Here is a 17480-nt window from a genome sequence, read left to right on the forward strand (position 1 = left end):
CTTAGCCCAATGATACAATAGGACATATAAACTCATAGGAGGCAGTATGATTGCAACCGTTAAAAACAAAGCCATTTTTAGCAGTAATACATTTTCGATAAACCTTGTTACTTACCCAACCAATCATAGCGTAATGAACCATATTGACCCTGTGCAGCAAGGGCGCTATTACAAGCTCAATTTTGTATTAGAGAAACCTAAAGCGGGTGGGGTATTTAAATGCTCAAAATGCATTATAAATTTATTTAATCGCGTGTATTTGTTCAGACCCGATAAGTACGAACACAGCGTATCTAAAATCGAGTCTGGAAAGCGTGTGCTACTGAGCTTTGCGCTTAATATATAATTTATTAATAGTCGTAGGCCTGTCCGGTGCATAAAACAGATAAGTCGCAGTACGATACAGAGGTTTCACTACAGGAATTGATAGTAAAAGCATTCCCGCCTCTGCGCATAGCATCAGCTTTAAGTAAATCAATCGCGTTTGATTTAGATCGATTGTAGCTTACATTATTGTTGCCCATACCGTCGCCATCACAGCTTTCACCTTTTATTCGGCCTAAAAGTGTTGCGCCACTTTCGTGTGCTTCTTGGTCGCTATAAAATTGCTGTAAATCTCTTTTATTAACGTAGGTGCCAATTTCTTGAGATAAAACACCGTTGTCTATATCTGTATGATAAGTCATTCCTGAACAACCAGTTATTGTGGCCAGCACTGTTATTGCCATTATAAAACGTAGCATATTTATTAGTCCTTTAATTTATTTAATACCAATCTGCTTATATATGCGGGCTATTTAACGTTAAGAAAATCACGCTAAAACTAGGCAAAAATTTTTGTATCTAGTTGCTCTAAATAAAAAATTTTTAACGACGTTATAGTGAAATTTAATTCGTTAAATTGTTCAAAGATTTATGCAGGTTGGTATAAAGTAGTAAATTACTAACAAAATCAAACGCTGGCAATGTTTGCTAACGGGTAAATTGTTAGCATTTGTAAATGTATTTAGATTTTACTGAGTATAGGGTAAGTAAATAAAAAGAAGTGAAAAACATTAACTATCCAATGGCATATAATGGCCCACTCTAAGCGCTGCGTTTTATAAAAAATATAGCCGTATCCTAAGCCTGCAATAAATGAAACCAATACATAGTTAATGCCTCCAGCAAAATGCGCCAAAGCAAACACTGCTGCTGTCATTATTGGGGCAAGTAGCGCTAGGCGATTAGATGTGATTATTTGGCTAAGTTTGGTTTGTAATAAACCTCTAAATAAAGCCTCCTCAGCTACACAGGTAAATAAAAGATTAATAGCAATAAAGGCTAACCAAAAGTTGGGCACTTTTGGGTTAAAGCTTACAAGTCCAAGCATTAAAGCTATAGTGAGCGAAGCTAAAACCGTAGCAATAATTATAAAAATGGGCTGTTTAACGTTTAATCGACTTACTTTATTAGAGTCTGCTTTTAAGGCTTTTTTATTCGAAWAAAAGTAAGCACAAAGAAATAACCCCGCCATAGCTTTATCAAAATTTGCATAAAGGGTAAAAGCAATCGCATCGCTTGTAATACACTCATCTATAACAATAGGGAGGTTATTAAAACCAGGCACCCAATGAAGTGCTAATGCAAGTGAGAAAGTTATAAAAACAGTACTTAGCGCGTATTATTGCCCGCTTTGCATTTAGCACACAGTAGTATAAAACAACGTAAAGCCCAATGCTGAGCAGAGCATATAAATTTACATAACCTTGAAAATACGCACTTACAACACTTAAAGCCATTAAGTAGTGCCAAAGGGGTTGCCGCATTATTGATATTTTGCAGTACGGGAAAACACATATAATTGATAGTGCTAATAAATAAAAGGTCATTGTTTTTTTATTGCTCTGTTTTATTTAGCCATTAATCTAACAGATTCGACCTCTCAATATTTTTTTTCTGGTAGTATAGATAGGTTATAAGCAGTTTAAGCAGTGAAAAAACTATGTTAAGTCCTTATTTTCAGCAACATGTTGATTACGTTTCTATCTCTCGTGAGCAAGGTTGTCGTTTCGCAAAATGTGTTGCCGATGACTACAATCCACTTCATGACAAAGATGCTAAAAAGTTTTGCGCGCCAGGAGACTTACTTTTTTCTTTAGTGTTAGATCGCTATGGCATAAGTGAGCGAATGGAGTTTACCTTTGCCGGAATGGTTGACGAAAACACCAAACTTCATTTTCCTGAGGGAGCAGATGAGTTTGATGTAACCAATGGCGACAAAGTTATCTTAAAGGTAAAGCGCGACGGTAAAACCAGCCAATGCCCAACACTTACAAATAGCTTAATAAAAAATTATGTTGAGTTTTCAGGTGCTGCGTTTCCACATGTAATTATTCCATTAATGGGTAAACAAGAGGTAATGATAAACCCTGCGCGCCCTATGGTTATTTACGAATCGATGATTATTAATCTCGATAACATTGATATTCAAGCACCTACGCTTGAATTTGCTGAACCAAGTTTTGAGTATGCAGGCAAACGCGGCAAAATTACTTTGCGTTTTAATTTACTCGAAAACGGCGAAAAAGTCGGTTTTGGTGAAAAGCACATGGTGGTTTCGGGTATTCGTGAATATTGCCAAGCAACAGTTGACGATTTAATCGCGTTTTACAACGAACGTAAAGCGACGTTAAAACCCGCTTAAAGCTAAATTAAATTATTAAAAGGCGCTAAATACACTGTTATTTAGCACCTTTTTTATTGGTTTTAAGAGTACAGCTAGATTAGCCGAGGGATTAAATACTTTTCTGGACTGGTTAATTTACGCAGTACAGTAATATGCGTACAATAGCGCTCTTTGTTATTTTAAAGCTAAGCCTATGTCTGCCACTACGTTCTCCTCACTTAATCTCGACCCGTTATTATTAACAGCGATTGAGCAAAATAATTACACTCAACCTACCGCAATTCAGATTAAAACTATTCCGCCTATTTTAGCCGGAAGTGATGTAATGGGCAGCGCGCAAACAGGTACGGGTAAAACCGCCGCCTTTGTTTTACCTCTATTACATAAGCTTTTAAATACCCCTAAAAAAGATGAGCAAGGCCTTGCCCGCGTTGTAATTTTAACGCCAACACGAGAGCTTGCTCAGCAAGTATTTGCCAGCTTTGAAAAGTATGCACAAGGCACTAACATCAATGGTGCTTTAGCCTATGGTGGTGCAAGTATTAGCCCTCAAATTAAAGCACTTAAAACAGCACAAGTTATAGTGGCGACACCAGGGCGTTTGCTTGATCATATAGTTAAAGGCAGCGTGGTACTTTCAAGCGTAGACTCTTTAGTGTTTGACGAAGCTGACCGCATGCTTGATATGGGCTTTATTGATGAAATTAAACGTATATTGCGACATATCCCGGGCGATCGCCAAACTTTACTCTTTTCGGCTACGTTTGATGACAGCGTGTTTGAACTCAGTAAGAAACTACTAAAAAACCCAGAACTAATTGAAGTTGATAAACGTAACTCAGCTGCGGTTGAAGTAGAGCAAGTTATTTACGCTGTTGATGAAGACCGTAAGCGCGAACTTGTATCGCACATGATTGGCATGAAAAACTGGCGCCAAGTGCTTATTTTTACTCGCACAAAACAAATGGCTGATAAGCTCGCTAAAGAAATGTGTAAAGATGGGTTAAAAACCGAATCAATCCATGGCGATAAATCGCAAGGCGCACGTGACCGTGCATTGCAAAACTTTAAAGAAGGTATTACACGCGTACTTGTTGCAACCGATGTCGCTGCGCGTGGTTTAGATATTTCTACACTTAGATACGTAATTAACTTTGAACTACCTTACATTGCCGAAGATTACGTGCACCGTATAGGCCGTACAGGTCGTGCTGGTGAGCAAGGACTTGCTATGTCGCTGGTAAGTCTTGATGAGCAATGGCTGCTAGAAGAAATTGAAGTACTACTCGATACGCGTTTAACGCCGCAGTGGTTAGAAGGTTACGAGCCAGATCCTAATAAAAAGCCAAAAGATAATCGTAAAAATACTAACAAGTCGCGAAAAGATCGCGATAAAAAACGCATCACTGGCAAAAGAGAGCCAAGTAGACGTCGTAAATAATAGCTTTTACTTTGCTTTTTTGCCTATACTGGAGCTACTAAATAGCCGAGGTAAAGTTAATGTTTGAAACTGATAAATGGGCATTCTCTGGTGTTGATGGCCAAATATCTTTGCATAAATGGCAAAAAACAATCGACCTTATCACGGGGCTTTTTTCAGCCCCGTCTGGTTATATAGTTCAGGCAACAAGCAAAGGCTATCGCGTTGTTATTAGAAGTAACGAAGGTGGCTCAAGCTTTGAAACCAATCCGATACTTCCTCCTCAAACACCTCTTTTTTGTCGGCACGTCGCTGAAACTAATAATATTTTATATGTTAATGATGCAAGCAATAACGATGCATGGAACACACTACCAGAAGTAGTTGAGGACGGTGTTGAATCCTACCTAGGTTTACCTATTCATTGGCCTGAAGGCGAAGTATTTGGCACGTTGTGTTTAAAAGATACTAAAATAACTAGCTATACCGATGAATACTTTGAGCTCATAGAGCAACTACGCGATTTAATTGAAGACGATCTAGCACTTGTTTACAGCTATGAACAAATGCGCGAAATAGCCATGTTAGACTCATTAACGAATATTTATAATCGCCGAGCACTTAACTTACTAGCTCAGCAAAAGCTTAATTTAGCACTGCGTTTGGGCTTCGACGTATGTTGCTTGTTTATTGATATAAACGACTTTAAAAAATTAAACGACACCTGCGGACATGAAGTGGGCGACAAAGCCTTAATTATATTGGCAGATACGCTAAAAACACATTTAAGAGATGCCGACATAGTAGGGCGTTTAGGTGGTGATGAGTTTGTTGCAGTAATGCAATTAAGCGATAAAAGCAAAATTAGCTACATCATGGATAAAATATCCTCTGAGTATTCAAAATCTTTACTCAAAGAAGACGTTTGCGATTTATCGCTCAGCATAGGTTATAGTTTTACTAACAAACAAAAGCAGCCCTTTGAAGCGCTATTAAATGATGCAGACCACGCAATGTATAAAAATAAACAAGCGTATAAGCTCGCTAAAAAAGCAGAATAATAAAAGCATTTTACTTAATCTTTGCCCATAAAAAAGCAAGCCATGAGGCTTGCCAAGAAGGGTGTTAATTAGCTCTTACCTAGCCTTTAAGCTATTAGCTTTTCAGCAAGGTTTAATTCCATAATGGCTTTTAATAAACGGTATAAGTTAATTGACGCGTCAATTTCTTCTTTACGGTTTGTTAAGCTTTCAATATTTAAGCCCAGTGGCACGTCTAGGTGCGCACAGCTTTTAAGTATTAAGTCGAGGTTTTCGCGGCAAATACGGACCGATTCGCTTAATGTATTGTCTGCATCAAGCATGCGCCATTTAGTTGCCTCTGGCACTGAGATACCCAACCATTGCATAAATTCTAAGGTTTTTTCGCCGCCGCACGGGGTAAACGTTAATATAATACGTTGTGGTGTAATGCCCTGTGCTTTACACGTACGTGCGTAGCTAGTAATTAGCTCTATAGTAGCTTGTGCATCGTAAACAGCTTGCGATATAAAAAACTGACAACCTTGTGCTGTTTTTTCTATTAATCGTTCATGCTCATTTCGTTTACTTGAATGGCGTTCAGCAATCGTAACCCCACCTAAAAAGAAATCATCTGATTGCTCAGCCAATGCTTTATACGCATCTGGCAGGCTTAGCTTTATATCGCCTATCGATGACGGGCTACCTACTAAAACTACATTTTGTAAATCGTAGTCGTTTTTAGTTTCACTTAGCCAATCTTTAAATTCGCCTACGCCACGCTGCGCCACACTTTTATAAGTAATTACATCTTGTGCAGATAAATTACGAAGTAAATGGCTGTATTCACGCGGATCAACGGTTTGTTTAAATGCAAATGGACGGGCTTGATTAGTTCGGCTGCTTTCGTCTTGAATGTCGTAAATTATCACGCCGTCGTATTCAATTTCGTGTAAGCGACCTAATAGCTTTTCTGCAATGGTTTTTAATTGCGCTTTATCGGTGCCAATTTTAGGCGGGGTAGTACCAATAAGGTAAACACCTTGGTTGGTGTCCTCTATTTTCTCTTTTAATGATAAAGCCATAATCCTCATTCCAGCCAAATGCGTGTTAATGGATTTAATATAGCAGCCATTTAGACGTCTAGATAGATTTATTTAATGAAAGTTTTTCAATTAACATGATGTTTATTCATAGTGCTTGTTCCCATAATTTATAATTGACACAGTTGTTTACATAATAAATTCCCTTGGGGCTCTTATATTTATTGGCTTTGGGGCATAATCGAGGGTGAGTTAGTAATACATCTGACAACAAATTTGCTCAATTTAAAAAGGGATAACAATGAAATTTAAATTATTAGCAACCAGCTTAGCGGTATCGCTGGCGTTAACCGGTTGCGTAATGCAGCAAAACCAAAGCACGCAAACAACAGCACAGCAAGAACAAGTAAATAAAGCTGATGATCGTGTTTTTTCACAAGATTATTTAATTGAAGAACTAGAAAATGGCTTACGTGTCATGGTTGTTAAAACCGATTACCCTGATGTGGTGTCGCTGCAAATTCCGGTATCGGTTGGATCGCGTAACGAAGTTGAAGAAGGCAAAACAGGCTTTGCTCACTTTTTTGAACACATGATGTTTAAAGGCTCACAAAAATACCCTGAAGATGTGTACTCAGATATATTAAAAAATTCAGGTGTTGATAACCGCGCTTATACAACAAACGATTACACAAATTACCATTTAAACTTTTCAAAGCAGCATCTTGATAAAGTACTTGAGCTTGAAGCTGATATTTTTCAAAACTTAACCTACACCGAAGAACAATTTAGAACCGAAGCCCAAACGGTAAAAGGTGAGTACTTAAAAAACAACGCGAGCCCAATTCGTAAATTATTAAGCGCTGTACGCGAAGAAGCGTTTGATAAGCACACGTATAAACACACCACTATGGGCTTTTTTAAAGACATAGAAGCCATGCCTGATCAAATGGCGTACGGGAAAGAGTTTTTTGCTAAGTTTTATAAGCCTGAGTATGTGTCACTTGTTATTGTGGGCGATGTAGACCCACAAGCAACAATGGCAATGGTTAAAAAACATTGGGGCAGCTGGAAAAAAGGTAACTACGTTGCTGATATTAAAGCAGAGCCTGTGCAACAAGCACCAAAATATTTGCATCAACAAGATGAAGCGCTACCAGGGCATTGGTTACTCGTGTCGTACAAAGGCGCTGCGTGGGAGCCTGCTAAAAAAGACAGAGCAGCACTTGATTTAATATCACAGCTTTATTTTTCAAATAATTCAGATTTATACCAAGAGCTCGTGGTCGACAAACAAATTGCCAGCCAAATGTTTACCTACAACCCAGAGACTAAAGATCCGGGTTTATTACACGTATTTGTAAAAGTAGAAAACGCAGATGATTTAGCCACTGCACGCGATGCCATTAACCGAACTTATGCACAAGCACGCACTGAACTTGTTGATGGACAAAAGCTGAGTGATTTGAAATCGAATCTTAAATACAGCTTTATTAATGGTCTTGATTCGTCGCAAGCGATTGCATCAACCCTTGCCAGCTACATGCATTTTGAGCGCGATCCTGAGGTTATAAACCAGCTGTATAAATCGGCAGATAACATTACCAGCGCAGATATTAAAGCCGTTGCTAATAAATACTTTACCGATAACGCACGTACCACATTAACTATGTCGGCACTTGATAAAGCCCCAGGTTTTGAGCAAGAAGTTGATTTAAATGCGCTTACTGCAAAGCTTGAACAAGCACCAGCGGCACCTGCATTTAAAGTACTTGATAAAACGAATAGCTCGCCATTAATTGATGTTAACTTTTTATTCAATACCGGCGCGGCTGCCGACCCACAAGGTAAAAAAGGTGTTGCTGCGCTCACTGCGGCTATGCTTGCACAAGGTGGCTCAGAGGCGACAAGCTATAAAGATATTCAAAAAGCACTTTATCCGCTTGCGGGTAGCTTTGGCTATCAAATAGATAAAGAAATGCTGTCGTTCCAAGGACGTATTCATAAAGATAATGCGGCGCAGTGGTACACACTTGTGAGCGATCAATTACTAAACCCAGGTTTTAGAGATGACGACTTTAAGCGCCTTAAAAAAGAAATGATCGACGGTATTAAGTCAGGCTTAAAAGCATCTAACGATGAAGAGCTAGGCAAAGAAGTACTCTACAGTGCGCTTTACAAAAATCACCCTTACGAAAGCTACAACTATGGTGATATTTCGGATTTAGAAGCGTTGACGCTGGATGATGTTAAAGCGTTTTATAACAGCGAGCTTACGCAATCTAAACTCACGGTTGGCTTAATTGGGGCTGTGCCTGCAAAGCTTAAAGCTAAAATGATGAGCGACTTTGCAACGCTACCAAAAGGTGAGCAAAGCCGTTTAAGTATTCCTGATGCGCCAGCGCTTAAAGGTCATCATGCAACGATTGTAGAAAAGTCAGCGCAATCGACTGCGGTATCATTTGGTTTCCCTATTGATACAATAAGAAGTAACGAAGACTGGACAGCCCTTTGGCTTGTGCGTTCGTACTTTGGTGAGCACCGTAGTTCTAACAGTTTTTTATATGAGCGCATTCGTGAAACTCGCGGCATGAACTATGGCGATTACGCATACATTGAATACTTTCCACGTGGTATGTTTCAAACCAAGCCAGATGCAAACCTAGGGCGCTCAGAGCAAATATTTCAAGTGTGGTTACGCCCACTTCGCTCTAATAACGATGCGCACTTTGCAACACGTACCGCCTTGTTTGAACTAGATAAGCTAATTAAAAATGGTATGAGCGAAGACGACTTTGAAGCTACGCGTAACTTTTTAATTAACTTTGTGCCGCAAATGGTTGCAAGTCAAAACCGCCAATTAGGTTACGCGCTTGATAGCGAATTTTACAATACAGATAGCTTTGTAAGTTACGTCACTAACAAACTTAAAACGCTAACGCTTGCTGATGTAAATCGCGTTATTAAAGAAAACCTACAAACAGACAATGTTCACTATGTGTTTATAACCGCAGACGGCGCTGATATGCAAAAACGTTTAGCATCGCAGCAAACATCGCCAATGATTTATAACACTAATAAACCTGCCGAATTAGTGGCTGAAGATAAAGTGATTGCTGATTATAAATTAGCAATTCCTGCAAAAAATATTGAAGTGATGAAAGTCGATAAAGTATTTCAATAATTTAAGCGGTTTCTAAACTCTCTTTAAATGTATAAAAAATGCCCCAGTGCTTAAAGCTTTGGGGCATTTTTATTATTTAATAATGAAACTTGATAAACAGTTATACCTAATAACCAGAACAAATAACTAAGGGATTAACACCTTTGTGGCTAAATCCGTTAGACTTGGGAAAAGGCTATTTTATATCAACTTAAGGCAGTGCAGTATTATGCGTCATGCAATTTGGCAACAGCTTCGCGACGAAGCTAACGATGTAGTAAAACGTGAACCATTATTAGCAAGTCATGTGTATTCATGCATTTTGAATCATGATTGTTTAGGTTCGGCATTAAGTTTTATTGTTGCTAATAAATTAGCTGATGCGGTGGTCTCTGCATTTACTATCCGAGAGCTGTTTGACCAAGCATTTGTAAAATGTGACCGTATGCTGTCTTTTGTAGCTGAGGATATTAAAGCAGTTAAAGATAGAGATCCCGCTGCGGAAACGCATCTTACCGTTATGTTAAACCTAAAAGGTTTTCATGCTATTCAAGCGCATCGTTTGGCTAATTGCCTGTGGCAACAAAATCGTAGAGAGTTAGCGCGATTTATTCAAAGCCGTACTTCTGAGGTGTTTGGCGTAGATATACACCCTGCTTGTAAAGTTGGTAAAGGGATAATGTTTGACCACGCAACAGGTATCGTTATAGGTGAAACGGCAGTCATTGAAGATAATGTATCAATACTTCAATCGGTAACGCTTGGCGGTACAGGTAATGAGCAAGGTGATCGTCATCCTAAAATTAGAGCCGGAGTGCTTATTGGCGCAGGTGCAAAAGTACTTGGCAATATTGAAGTGGGCGAGGGCGCTCGCATTGGTGCCGGTTCAGTGGTTTTAACAGCTGTACCGCCACATACTACTGCTGTGGGCGTACCAGCTAAAATTGTAGGCAAGCCGGAATGTCCCTGTCCGGCGCAAAGTATGAACCAAAACTTTTTATCGACCCCAGAGCCTGAGAATGAATCACATACCAGTGCAATGCTGTGATATGTAATAGATAAATAAAATTTAAAAGGAATTAAGATGAGCAAAAATAGTTTGTTAACTCTAGGTATTGGGTTTATTGCTGGTGTTGGTTTAACTTGGGGGTATTTTAACTTAGCTCCAAATGATTTAGAGCCTGCGAAGTTACAGCAAAGTGATACTCTTTTGCAAAAACCTTATGCTCAGCAGATAAAAAGTAACGAAGTAACAGCAAACAGTGCAGTACAAGATGTTACTGAACAAGACATTAGTTTAGAGCAAAATAAAAATACCTCATTCACCAATCCTGAAACACAAGAGCTTGATGAGCTACCTTTAGAAGAGCAAGTTGTGCAACTTAAGCAACAACTTGCCGAGCAAGAAGCAGCACTTAAAAGTGTTTTGAAGCAAATGAGAGGCCCTTCAGATTTTGAGAAAGTCTTACGTGATAAATTTGAGAGCCAAACACGTGATGAAGAGTGGGCCTACAATACGGAAATGGCACTACAAGATTTTTTATTAACAGCAGATCTGGCAATTATTCCTGATGTTGTTAGCGCAAAATGTAAAACGACGGTATGTGAATTTGAACTTGCCGCACCCGCTGATAACGATGCATTTGAGAGTGCTCAATGGCGTGAGCTAAACGACAAGTTGATGAAACAAGAGTTTTGGAAACAATTTGTAAGTTCTACATCTACATCAAGCGATACTAAGCTTAGCTTGTTACTAAGCACAGAGCTTTAAACTGTATCAGTATTAAGTAATAGGTATGACCTGTGATTCTACAGAGCCATCGGCAAGCTCTGTAATCATCACATCGCCTGTTTTAATTTGTCCCACCGATTTAACCACTTTGCCTTGTTGTGTTTTAGTGATGCTATAGCCGCGCGCTAAAACATTAAGAGGGCTTACCGAGTCCAGCTTACTTGCTTGTAATGCTAGGCTATTATTGGCTTGCTGTAATTGTTGTTGTATAGCTTGGTTTAACCTTGCTTGTAATTGCGACAGTTGATGAGAAGCTTGTGTTAGCTTTTTATCGGGCGATTGACGCATTAAGCGCGGCGTTAAATTATTGAGTGTGCGTTCTTGCTCATATAAACGGTTTCGCATAGCTTGTTGCAAGGCAATACTTAATTCATCTAATCGTTGTGCCTTTTGATTTAGCTGATTGCGTGGATGGCACAAGTTAAGACGGTGCTGAAGTTGCGTAGCAAGCGCGCGCTTATCAGCAATATCGTGTTTAAAAGCATTGTTTAAACGGTTAATAAGTTGCGTTACTTTGTTGTGTAGCTCTTGCGTGTTAGGGCTTACAACTTCAGCTGCCGCTGATGGAGTAGCAGCCCGTAAATCGGCTACATAGTCGCTTATGGTTGTGTCTATTTCATGGCCTACAGCGCTTATAACGGGCAGCTCGCTTTGATAAATTGCGCGCGCAAGTTGCTCGTGATTAAAGCACCATAAATCTTCAAGTGATCCGCCGCCGCGCCCTAAAATAAGCACGTCTACCTCATTGCGCGCATTTGCCAACTCTATTTGATTAATTAAATGCACATGCGCTTCTTTGCCTTGCACCATTGCAGGATAAATTATGACTTCTAATTGCGGTGCACGGCGTTTAAGTACAGTTAAAATATCTTTTATTGCAGCGCCGGTGGCTGAGGTTATTACACCAATACGGTTTATATTTTGCGGTAGTGGTTTTTTGTAGGCAGAGCTAAATAACCCTTCGGCGGCTAAGCGCATTTTTAGTGCATCAAACTCTTGCTTAAGCTGACCTTCTCCTGCAGGCTCTATATGTTCAACAATAAGTTGGTAGTCGCCTCGAGGTTCATAAAGTGATACGCGTGCTTTAACAGTGACTTGTGCGCCATTGGCAGGGCGGTAGCTTTGGTTGCGATTATTCCCTCGCCACATAGCAGCCTTTATTTGCGCTTTATCGTCTTTTAACGAAAAATACCAATGCCCAGACGCAGGGGTAATAAAGTTAGAAATTTCACCCGTGAGCACTAAAGATGCAAAGCCTTGCTCAAGCACTGTACGAATTTCTCTGTTAAGGCGTGAAACGGTGTAAACCGTCTGCGAAGGCTTCGAAAACATAAAAAACAACCTAAAATTATTTATGAGGCAAGTTTATCATAAATAATTGCGAAATATTATTTACGAATGCTCAGAACGCTGTTAAAATTTGGCCGCAATTCCTTATCTTAGATCCACATGTGAGAAGTTGCCAAAATGCTTAGAATTGCTAAAGAAGCTCTTACCTTTGATGACGTACTTTTAGTACCTGGTCATTCTACTGTTTTGCCGCACACGGCAAATATTTCAACTCGCTTAACGCGTGGTATCAAACTTAACTTGCCGCTTATTTCAGCATCTATGGATACTGTTACAGAAGCACGTTTAGCTATTGCCCTTGCGCAGGAAGGCGGTCTTGGTTTTATCCATAAAAACATGACCATCGCAGAACAAGCGAAAAATGTTCGTAAAGTTAAAACCTACGAAGCGGGTATTGTATCTTACCCTGTAACAGTAACTGCAGATTTAACTATTGCAGACGCTGTTGAGCTTTCTCAGGAAAAGGGTTTTTCAGGCTTTCCTGTTACCGATAGCAACAATGTACTTGTTGGTATTGTAACAAGCCGTGACATGCGTTTTGAAACTAAGCTAGAGCAGCCAGTTTCTACTGTTATGACTAAAAAAGAAAAGCTTGTAACTGTTAAAGAGGGTGCCTCTCGCGAAGAGATTTTAGGTTTAATGCATGAACACCGCATTGAAAAAATCTTAGTGGTAGACGATGCGTTTAAACTTAAAGGCATGATCACCGTTAAAGATTACCAAAAAGCACAAGATAAACCAGATGCATGTAAAGATGACCAAGGTCGTTTACGTGTAGGTGCTGCGGTTGGTGTTGGCGCAGGCACTGATGAGCGTATTGCTGCATTAGTTGAAGCGGGTGTTGATGTTTTACTTATCGATACTTCTCATGGTCACTCTCAAGGTGTTATTGACCGTGTATCGCAAACTCGTCAAGCATACCCAGATTTACAAATTATTGCGGGTAACGTAGCGACAGCAGAAGGTGCTATTGCCCTTGCAGATGCTGGCGTTGATGCAGTAAAAGTAGGTATCGGCCCTGGTTCAATTTGTACTACACGTATTGTAACGGGTTGTGGTGTTCCACAAATTACTGCTATTTCTGACGCAGTTGAAGGCCTAAAAGGCCGTGACATACCTGTAATTGCTGATGGTGGTATTCGTTTTTCTGGCGATATAGTTAAAGCTCTTGTTGCTGGTGCATCATGTGTGATGGTTGGATCAATGCTTGCGGGTACTGAAGAAGCGCCTGGCGAAGTTGAGTTATATCAAGGTCGTTACTACAAATCATACCGTGGTATGGGTAGCTTAGGCGCGATGGATCAAAAAGAAGGTTCATCAGATCGTTACTTCCAAAAATCTAACCAAGCTGACAAGTTAGTACCAGAAGGTATTGAAGGTCGCGTAGCTTACAAAGGGCCTATTGCAACGATTATTCATCAGCAAGTAGGCGGTCTTCGTAGTGCAATGGGTTTAACCGGTTGTGCAACGATTGAAGAGCTTAATACAAAACCTCAGTTTGTACGTGTTACATCTGCTGGTATGGGTGAGTCGCACGTACATGATGTGCAAATTACCAAAGAAGCACCAAATTACCGCTTAGGCTAAGCGCGTAATTAACAATTTATTGGGCTTGCTTTGCAAGCCCTCTTTTTAGTCGTTTACATTAACAAACGGCATTTAGCATCTACTTTACGAGATACTCCATGAGCAAAGATATTCACGATTCACGAATTCTCATTTTAGACTTTGGTTCACAATACACTCAGCTAATTGCGCGTCGTATACGCGAAATTGGTGTTTATTGTGAGCTGTGGGCATGGGATGTGACTGAAGAGCAAATTCGCGAGTTTAACCCACAAGGTATCATTCTTTCTGGTGGCCCAGAATCAACAACACTTGAAAACAGCCCGCGCGCTCCTGAGTATGTGTTTAATGCAGGCGTTCCTGTATTAGGCATTTGTTACGGCATGCAAACAATGGCCGCTCAACTTGGCGGTAGCGTTCACAGCTCTGATAAAAAAGAGTTTGGTTACGCGCAAGTTGAAAAGGTAGGCAATTGTGCATTGTTTGATGCAATTGAAGATCATATTACCGATGGTGGCAACGGCGTTTTAGACGTATGGATGAGCCACGGCGATAAAGTTATGGAAGTACCAGCAAGCTTTAGCACAACAGCTAAAACACCAACGTGTCCGCATGCTGCTATGTCTAACGAAGAAAAGCGTTTTTACGGCGTACAGTTTCACCCAGAAGTAACTCACACTCACCAAGGGCAACGCTTACTTGAACGTTTTGCTATTGATATCTGTGGTTGTGAAAAGCTATGGACGCCTGCAAAAATTATTGATGATGCCATTGAGCGTATCAAAGACACTGTTGGCGATGATGAAGTTATTTTAGGCTTATCAGGTGGTGTTGATTCATCGGTTGTGGCGATGCTTATTCACCGCGCAATTGGCGATAGATTAACATGTGTATTTGTTGATAATGGCTTACTTCGTTTAAACGAAGGTCAGCAAGTTATGGACATGTTTGGTAATAAATTCGGGCTAAACATTGTAAAAGTTGACGCTGAAGATCAATTTTTAGCTGACTTAGCGGGAAAATCAGACCCAGAAGATAAACGTAAAGCTATCGGCCACACGTTTATTAATGTATTTGATGAGCAATCTAAAAAGCTTAAAAATGCTAAATGGTTAGGCCAAGGTACTATTTACCCAGACGTAATCGAGTCTGCAGCATCTGCTACAGGTAAAGCGCACGTTATTAAATCTCATCACAATGTGGGCGGATTACCAGATGACATGAAAATGGGTCTAGTTGAGCCACTTCGTGAGTTATTTAAAGATGAAGTACGTAAAATTGGTTTAGAGTTAGGTTTACCGTACGACATGCTTTACCGCCACCCATTCCCTGGTCCTGGTTTAGGTGTACGTGTACTTGGTGAAATTAAAAAAGAGTACTGTGATTTACTTCGCCGTGCTGATGCTATTTTCATTGAAGAGCTACACAAAGCTGATCTTTACCACAAAGTAAGTCAAGCGTTTACTGTGTTCTTACCTGTTAAATCGGTAGGGGTTATGGGTGATGCACGTAAATACGATTGGGTTGTGTCACTTCGTTGTGTTGAGACTATTGATTTTATGACGGCGCGTTGGTCACATTTACCTTATGAGTTTTTAGGTGTGGTTTCTAACCGTATCATTAACGAAATTGATGGTATTTCTCGTGTTGTTTACGATATTTCAGGTAAGCCACCTGCAACTATTGAGTGGGAATAATACTAAATAAGTAAGCCTACTTTGCTGAGCTTATTATTGCACATTAAAAAGCCCGTTTATTAAACGGGCTTTTTTACGCGCTAATTTTTAACTTTTAGCTTTTGGCTCTAACTCAGTTAGTAGGCCTTTTACGAGACTTACGCTGCCAAGTAGTAAAATAAACGTAAAAGGCAGCGCAGCAATAATGGTTATATACTGAAGTGCCTGAATAGACTCAGTACCGCCAATCCAAAGCATTAGCATTGCAATAATACCGGCAATGTTAGCCCATACTAGCTTTTGCTTTATTGGTACTTCAAGCTTCCCGCCTGATGTAAGGCTGTCAATTACTATAGAGCCAGAATCAAGTGTGGTTACAAAGAATATAATTATTAATGCTACAGCTAAAAGTGAAAGCGCGGTACCAAAAGAGTACGCATCAAGCATATAAAATAAGCTAAGTGACACATCGGTAATCCCTTTATCGGCGCCGAGTACGCCAATTTCATTTATAACTTGATCAATAGCCACACCGCCAAACACCGACATCCACGCAGTGGTAACTAAAGTGGGGATAAGAAGTACATAGACTAAAAATTCGCGTATGGTACGCCCTTTAGAAATGCGCGCTACAAACATACCAAAACATGGTGCATAAGCCACCCACCAAGCCCAATAGAACACAGTCCAACCGTGAAGCCACTGCGTATCTTCTCGACCGGTGCTAGAACTCAGCGGAATAATATTTTTTACGTAGCCTATTACTGCTGTGTAGGCTGAATCAAGTACAGTAGTAAAGTTTAAAACAAAAACAAGTGCTAAAAACACAATAGCAATGCCCATATTTATATTACTGAGCAATTTAACGCCGCCATCCATACCACGCACAATAGATAAAATAGCTAAGCCCATTATTAGTAAAATAATACCTTGTTGTAATAATAATGAATTTTCGAACCCTAAAACATGGCTTATGCCACTAGCCGCTTGCGATCCTCCTAGGCCTAGCGATGTAGCAAGGCCAAAAAGAGTAACCAACACAGCCATAACATCTATAACATCACCGAGTTTACCCCATACTCTATCGCCAAAAAGCGGGTAAAACACTGAGCGCATAGAAAGCGGTAAACCTTTGTTATAAACAAAGTACGCTAAGCACAGTGCGGTCATGCCATAAATAGCCCATGCATGAAGCCCCCAGTGAAATACCGTTGCCCCTAAGGCCATCTCTCGGCCTTGTTCAGTAAAGGGCTCAGCATTTAGCGGTGTACCAAACCAGTTAGTGTAAAACGCGGTAGGCTCAGCCACACCCCAAAAAATAAGACCAATACCCATACCTGCTGCAAACAGCATAGAGATCCAAGAAAGGGTAGAATATTCCGTCTTTGCTTTATCGCCTCCTAATCTAATTTTACCAAGCGGTGAAGCTGCTATACCTATTGCAAATAGTAGGAGTATGTTTGCGCCCCACATAAATACGTAGTCAAAGTTTGTTAGAGCTGCATTTTTTATTGTGTTAATAGCGTCTTTAGCTTCGCTAGGTGAGAGGGCAAGTAGAGTAATAATAAATAGTAGAGATAATCCAATAGAAACGGAAAATACATTACTATGAATATCCATGCCCCATTTACTAACATTATCTTGACCTACTTGATAATCGGTTGAGTCGATACTGTATTTTTTTGATTTAAACTTCATATAACGTGGCGTGAACTATTAGCTAAGCTAATAGTAAAGCTCCTCCATATTTGCAGTGTAAATGATCCGCGAAAGTAAGATACAT

The 17480-nt window shown here is 39.9% G+C and carries 14 protein-coding genes; 9 read left to right on the plus strand and 5 right to left on the minus strand.

Features of this window, described 5'->3' with window-relative positions; genetic code table 11:
* Nucleotides 1–46: 46 nt before the first annotated feature.
* Nucleotides 47–346 carry a hypothetical protein gene (locus EU510_RS11590; protein WP_021032137.1) on the plus strand — a complete coding sequence of 100 codons (300 nt, stop codon included), beginning with the start codon at nucleotides 47–49 and terminating at the stop codon, nucleotides 344–346.
* 4 nt (nucleotides 347–350) lie between these two features.
* On the opposite strand, the gene EU510_RS11595 is transcribed toward EU510_RS11590, so the two are convergent.
* Both EU510_RS11595 and EU510_RS11600 read right to left on the minus strand, forming a co-directional pair.
* The gene (locus EU510_RS11595) at nucleotides 351–743 is read right to left on the minus strand and encodes a hypothetical protein (RefSeq protein ID WP_149593626.1); all 393 of its coding nucleotides are present in this window, start codon (nucleotides 741–743) and stop codon (nucleotides 351–353) included.
* A gap of 263 nt (nucleotides 744–1006) precedes the next feature.
* Nucleotides 1007–1609 (minus strand): CPBP family intramembrane glutamic endopeptidase, encoded by a 603-nt coding sequence (locus tag EU510_RS11600; protein ID WP_262501220.1) that lies wholly within the window; start codon nucleotides 1607–1609, stop codon nucleotides 1007–1009.
* A 375-nt stretch (nucleotides 1610–1984) separates the two neighbouring features.
* Between EU510_RS11600 and EU510_RS11605 the strand changes: the two genes are divergently transcribed.
* From EU510_RS11605 to EU510_RS11615, 3 genes are all read left to right on the plus strand, one after another.
* Complete coding sequence (locus EU510_RS11605) at nucleotides 1985–2686, plus strand: DUF3581 domain-containing protein (protein WP_149593627.1); 702 nt, start codon at nucleotides 1985–1987, stop codon at nucleotides 2684–2686.
* A 175-nt stretch (nucleotides 2687–2861) separates the two neighbouring features.
* The gene (locus tag EU510_RS11610) at nucleotides 2862–4109 is read left to right on the plus strand and encodes a DEAD/DEAH box helicase (protein WP_149593628.1); all 1248 of its coding nucleotides are present in this window, start codon (nucleotides 2862–2864) and stop codon (nucleotides 4107–4109) included.
* 59 nt (nucleotides 4110–4168) lie between these two features.
* Complete coding sequence (locus EU510_RS11615) at nucleotides 4169–5149, plus strand: sensor domain-containing diguanylate cyclase (RefSeq protein WP_149593629.1); 981 nt, start codon at nucleotides 4169–4171, stop codon at nucleotides 5147–5149.
* An 86-nt stretch (nucleotides 5150–5235) separates the two neighbouring features.
* Here the strand turns inward: EU510_RS11615 and EU510_RS11620 are convergent, their stop codons facing one another.
* A complete protein-coding gene (locus EU510_RS11620) occupies nucleotides 5236–6192 on the minus strand; it encodes a methylenetetrahydrofolate reductase (RefSeq protein WP_149593630.1) in 957 nt (318 codons plus the stop codon).
* A gap of 259 nt (nucleotides 6193–6451) precedes the next feature.
* Between EU510_RS11620 and EU510_RS11625 the strand changes: the two genes are divergently transcribed.
* From EU510_RS11625 to EU510_RS11635, 3 genes are all read left to right on the plus strand, one after another.
* Nucleotides 6452–9334 (plus strand): M16 family metallopeptidase, encoded by a 2883-nt coding sequence (locus EU510_RS11625; RefSeq protein WP_149593631.1) that lies wholly within the window; start codon nucleotides 6452–6454, stop codon nucleotides 9332–9334.
* A gap of 208 nt (nucleotides 9335–9542) precedes the next feature.
* Nucleotides 9543–10361 (plus strand): serine O-acetyltransferase, encoded by an 819-nt coding sequence (gene cysE, locus EU510_RS11630; RefSeq protein ID WP_149593632.1) that lies wholly within the window; start codon nucleotides 9543–9545, stop codon nucleotides 10359–10361.
* Nucleotides 10362–10397: 36 nt separating this feature from the next.
* Complete coding sequence (locus EU510_RS11635; protein WP_149593633.1) at nucleotides 10398–11084, plus strand: hypothetical protein; 687 nt, start codon at nucleotides 10398–10400, stop codon at nucleotides 11082–11084.
* Nucleotides 11085–11096: 12 nt separating this feature from the next.
* Here EU510_RS11635 and xseA read toward each other — a convergent pair whose 3' ends face one another.
* Nucleotides 11097–12437, minus strand: coding sequence for an exodeoxyribonuclease VII large subunit (gene xseA / locus EU510_RS11640; protein WP_149593634.1), 1341 nt, complete (start codon nucleotides 12435–12437; stop codon nucleotides 11097–11099).
* Nucleotides 12438–12572: 135 nt separating this feature from the next.
* Here xseA and guaB point away from each other — a divergent pair, with 135 nt between their 5' ends.
* Both guaB and guaA read left to right on the plus strand, forming a co-directional pair.
* A complete protein-coding gene (gene guaB, locus EU510_RS11645) occupies nucleotides 12573–14042 on the plus strand; it encodes an IMP dehydrogenase (protein ID WP_058547183.1) in 1470 nt (489 codons plus the stop codon).
* A gap of 98 nt (nucleotides 14043–14140) precedes the next feature.
* A complete protein-coding gene (gene guaA / locus EU510_RS11650) occupies nucleotides 14141–15718 on the plus strand; it encodes a glutamine-hydrolyzing GMP synthase (protein WP_149593635.1) in 1578 nt (525 codons plus the stop codon).
* Nucleotides 15719–15805: 87 nt separating this feature from the next.
* On the opposite strand, the gene EU510_RS11655 is transcribed toward guaA, so the two are convergent.
* On the minus strand, nucleotides 15806–17395 hold the full coding sequence (locus EU510_RS11655; RefSeq protein WP_149593636.1) for a BCCT family transporter: 1590 nt from the start codon (nucleotides 17393–17395) through the stop codon (nucleotides 15806–15808).
* Between the last annotated feature and the right edge of the window lie 85 nt (nucleotides 17396–17480).

Origin of the sequence: Pseudoalteromonas sp. FUC4, assembly GCF_008370255.1 — a bacterium.
Taxonomy (GTDB): Bacteria; Pseudomonadota; Gammaproteobacteria; order Enterobacterales; family Alteromonadaceae; genus Pseudoalteromonas.

What these genes read in the sequence shown, in the direction of transcription:
- EU510_RS11590 (WP_021032137.1), top strand. Translation starts at nt 47, where the DNA reads ATGATTGCAACCGTTAAAAACAAAGCCATTTTTAGCAGTAATACATTT.
- EU510_RS11595 (WP_149593626.1), bottom strand. Translation starts at nt 743, where the DNA reads ATGCTACGTTTTATAATGGCAATAACAGTGCTGGCCACAATAACTGGT.
- EU510_RS11605 (WP_149593627.1), top strand. Translation starts at nt 1,985, where the DNA reads ATGTTAAGTCCTTATTTTCAGCAACATGTTGATTACGTTTCTATCTCT.
- EU510_RS11610 (WP_149593628.1), top strand. Translation starts at nt 2,862, where the DNA reads ATGTCTGCCACTACGTTCTCCTCACTTAATCTCGACCCGTTATTATTA.
- EU510_RS11615 (WP_149593629.1), top strand. Translation starts at nt 4,169, where the DNA reads ATGTTTGAAACTGATAAATGGGCATTCTCTGGTGTTGATGGCCAAATA.
- EU510_RS11620 (WP_149593630.1), bottom strand. Translation starts at nt 6,192, where the DNA reads ATGGCTTTATCATTAAAAGAGAAAATAGAGGACACCAACCAAGGTGTT.
- EU510_RS11625 (WP_149593631.1), top strand. Translation starts at nt 6,452, where the DNA reads ATGAAATTTAAATTATTAGCAACCAGCTTAGCGGTATCGCTGGCGTTA.
- cysE (WP_149593632.1), top strand. Translation starts at nt 9,543, where the DNA reads ATGCGTCATGCAATTTGGCAACAGCTTCGCGACGAAGCTAACGATGTA.
- EU510_RS11635 (WP_149593633.1), top strand. Translation starts at nt 10,398, where the DNA reads ATGAGCAAAAATAGTTTGTTAACTCTAGGTATTGGGTTTATTGCTGGT.
- xseA (WP_149593634.1), bottom strand. Translation starts at nt 12,437, where the DNA reads ATGTTTTCGAAGCCTTCGCAGACGGTTTACACCGTTTCACGCCTTAAC.
- guaB (WP_058547183.1), top strand. Translation starts at nt 12,573, where the DNA reads ATGCTTAGAATTGCTAAAGAAGCTCTTACCTTTGATGACGTACTTTTA.
- guaA (WP_149593635.1), top strand. Translation starts at nt 14,141, where the DNA reads ATGAGCAAAGATATTCACGATTCACGAATTCTCATTTTAGACTTTGGT.
- EU510_RS11655 (WP_149593636.1), bottom strand. Translation starts at nt 17,395, where the DNA reads ATGAAGTTTAAATCAAAAAAATACAGTATCGACTCAACCGATTATCAA.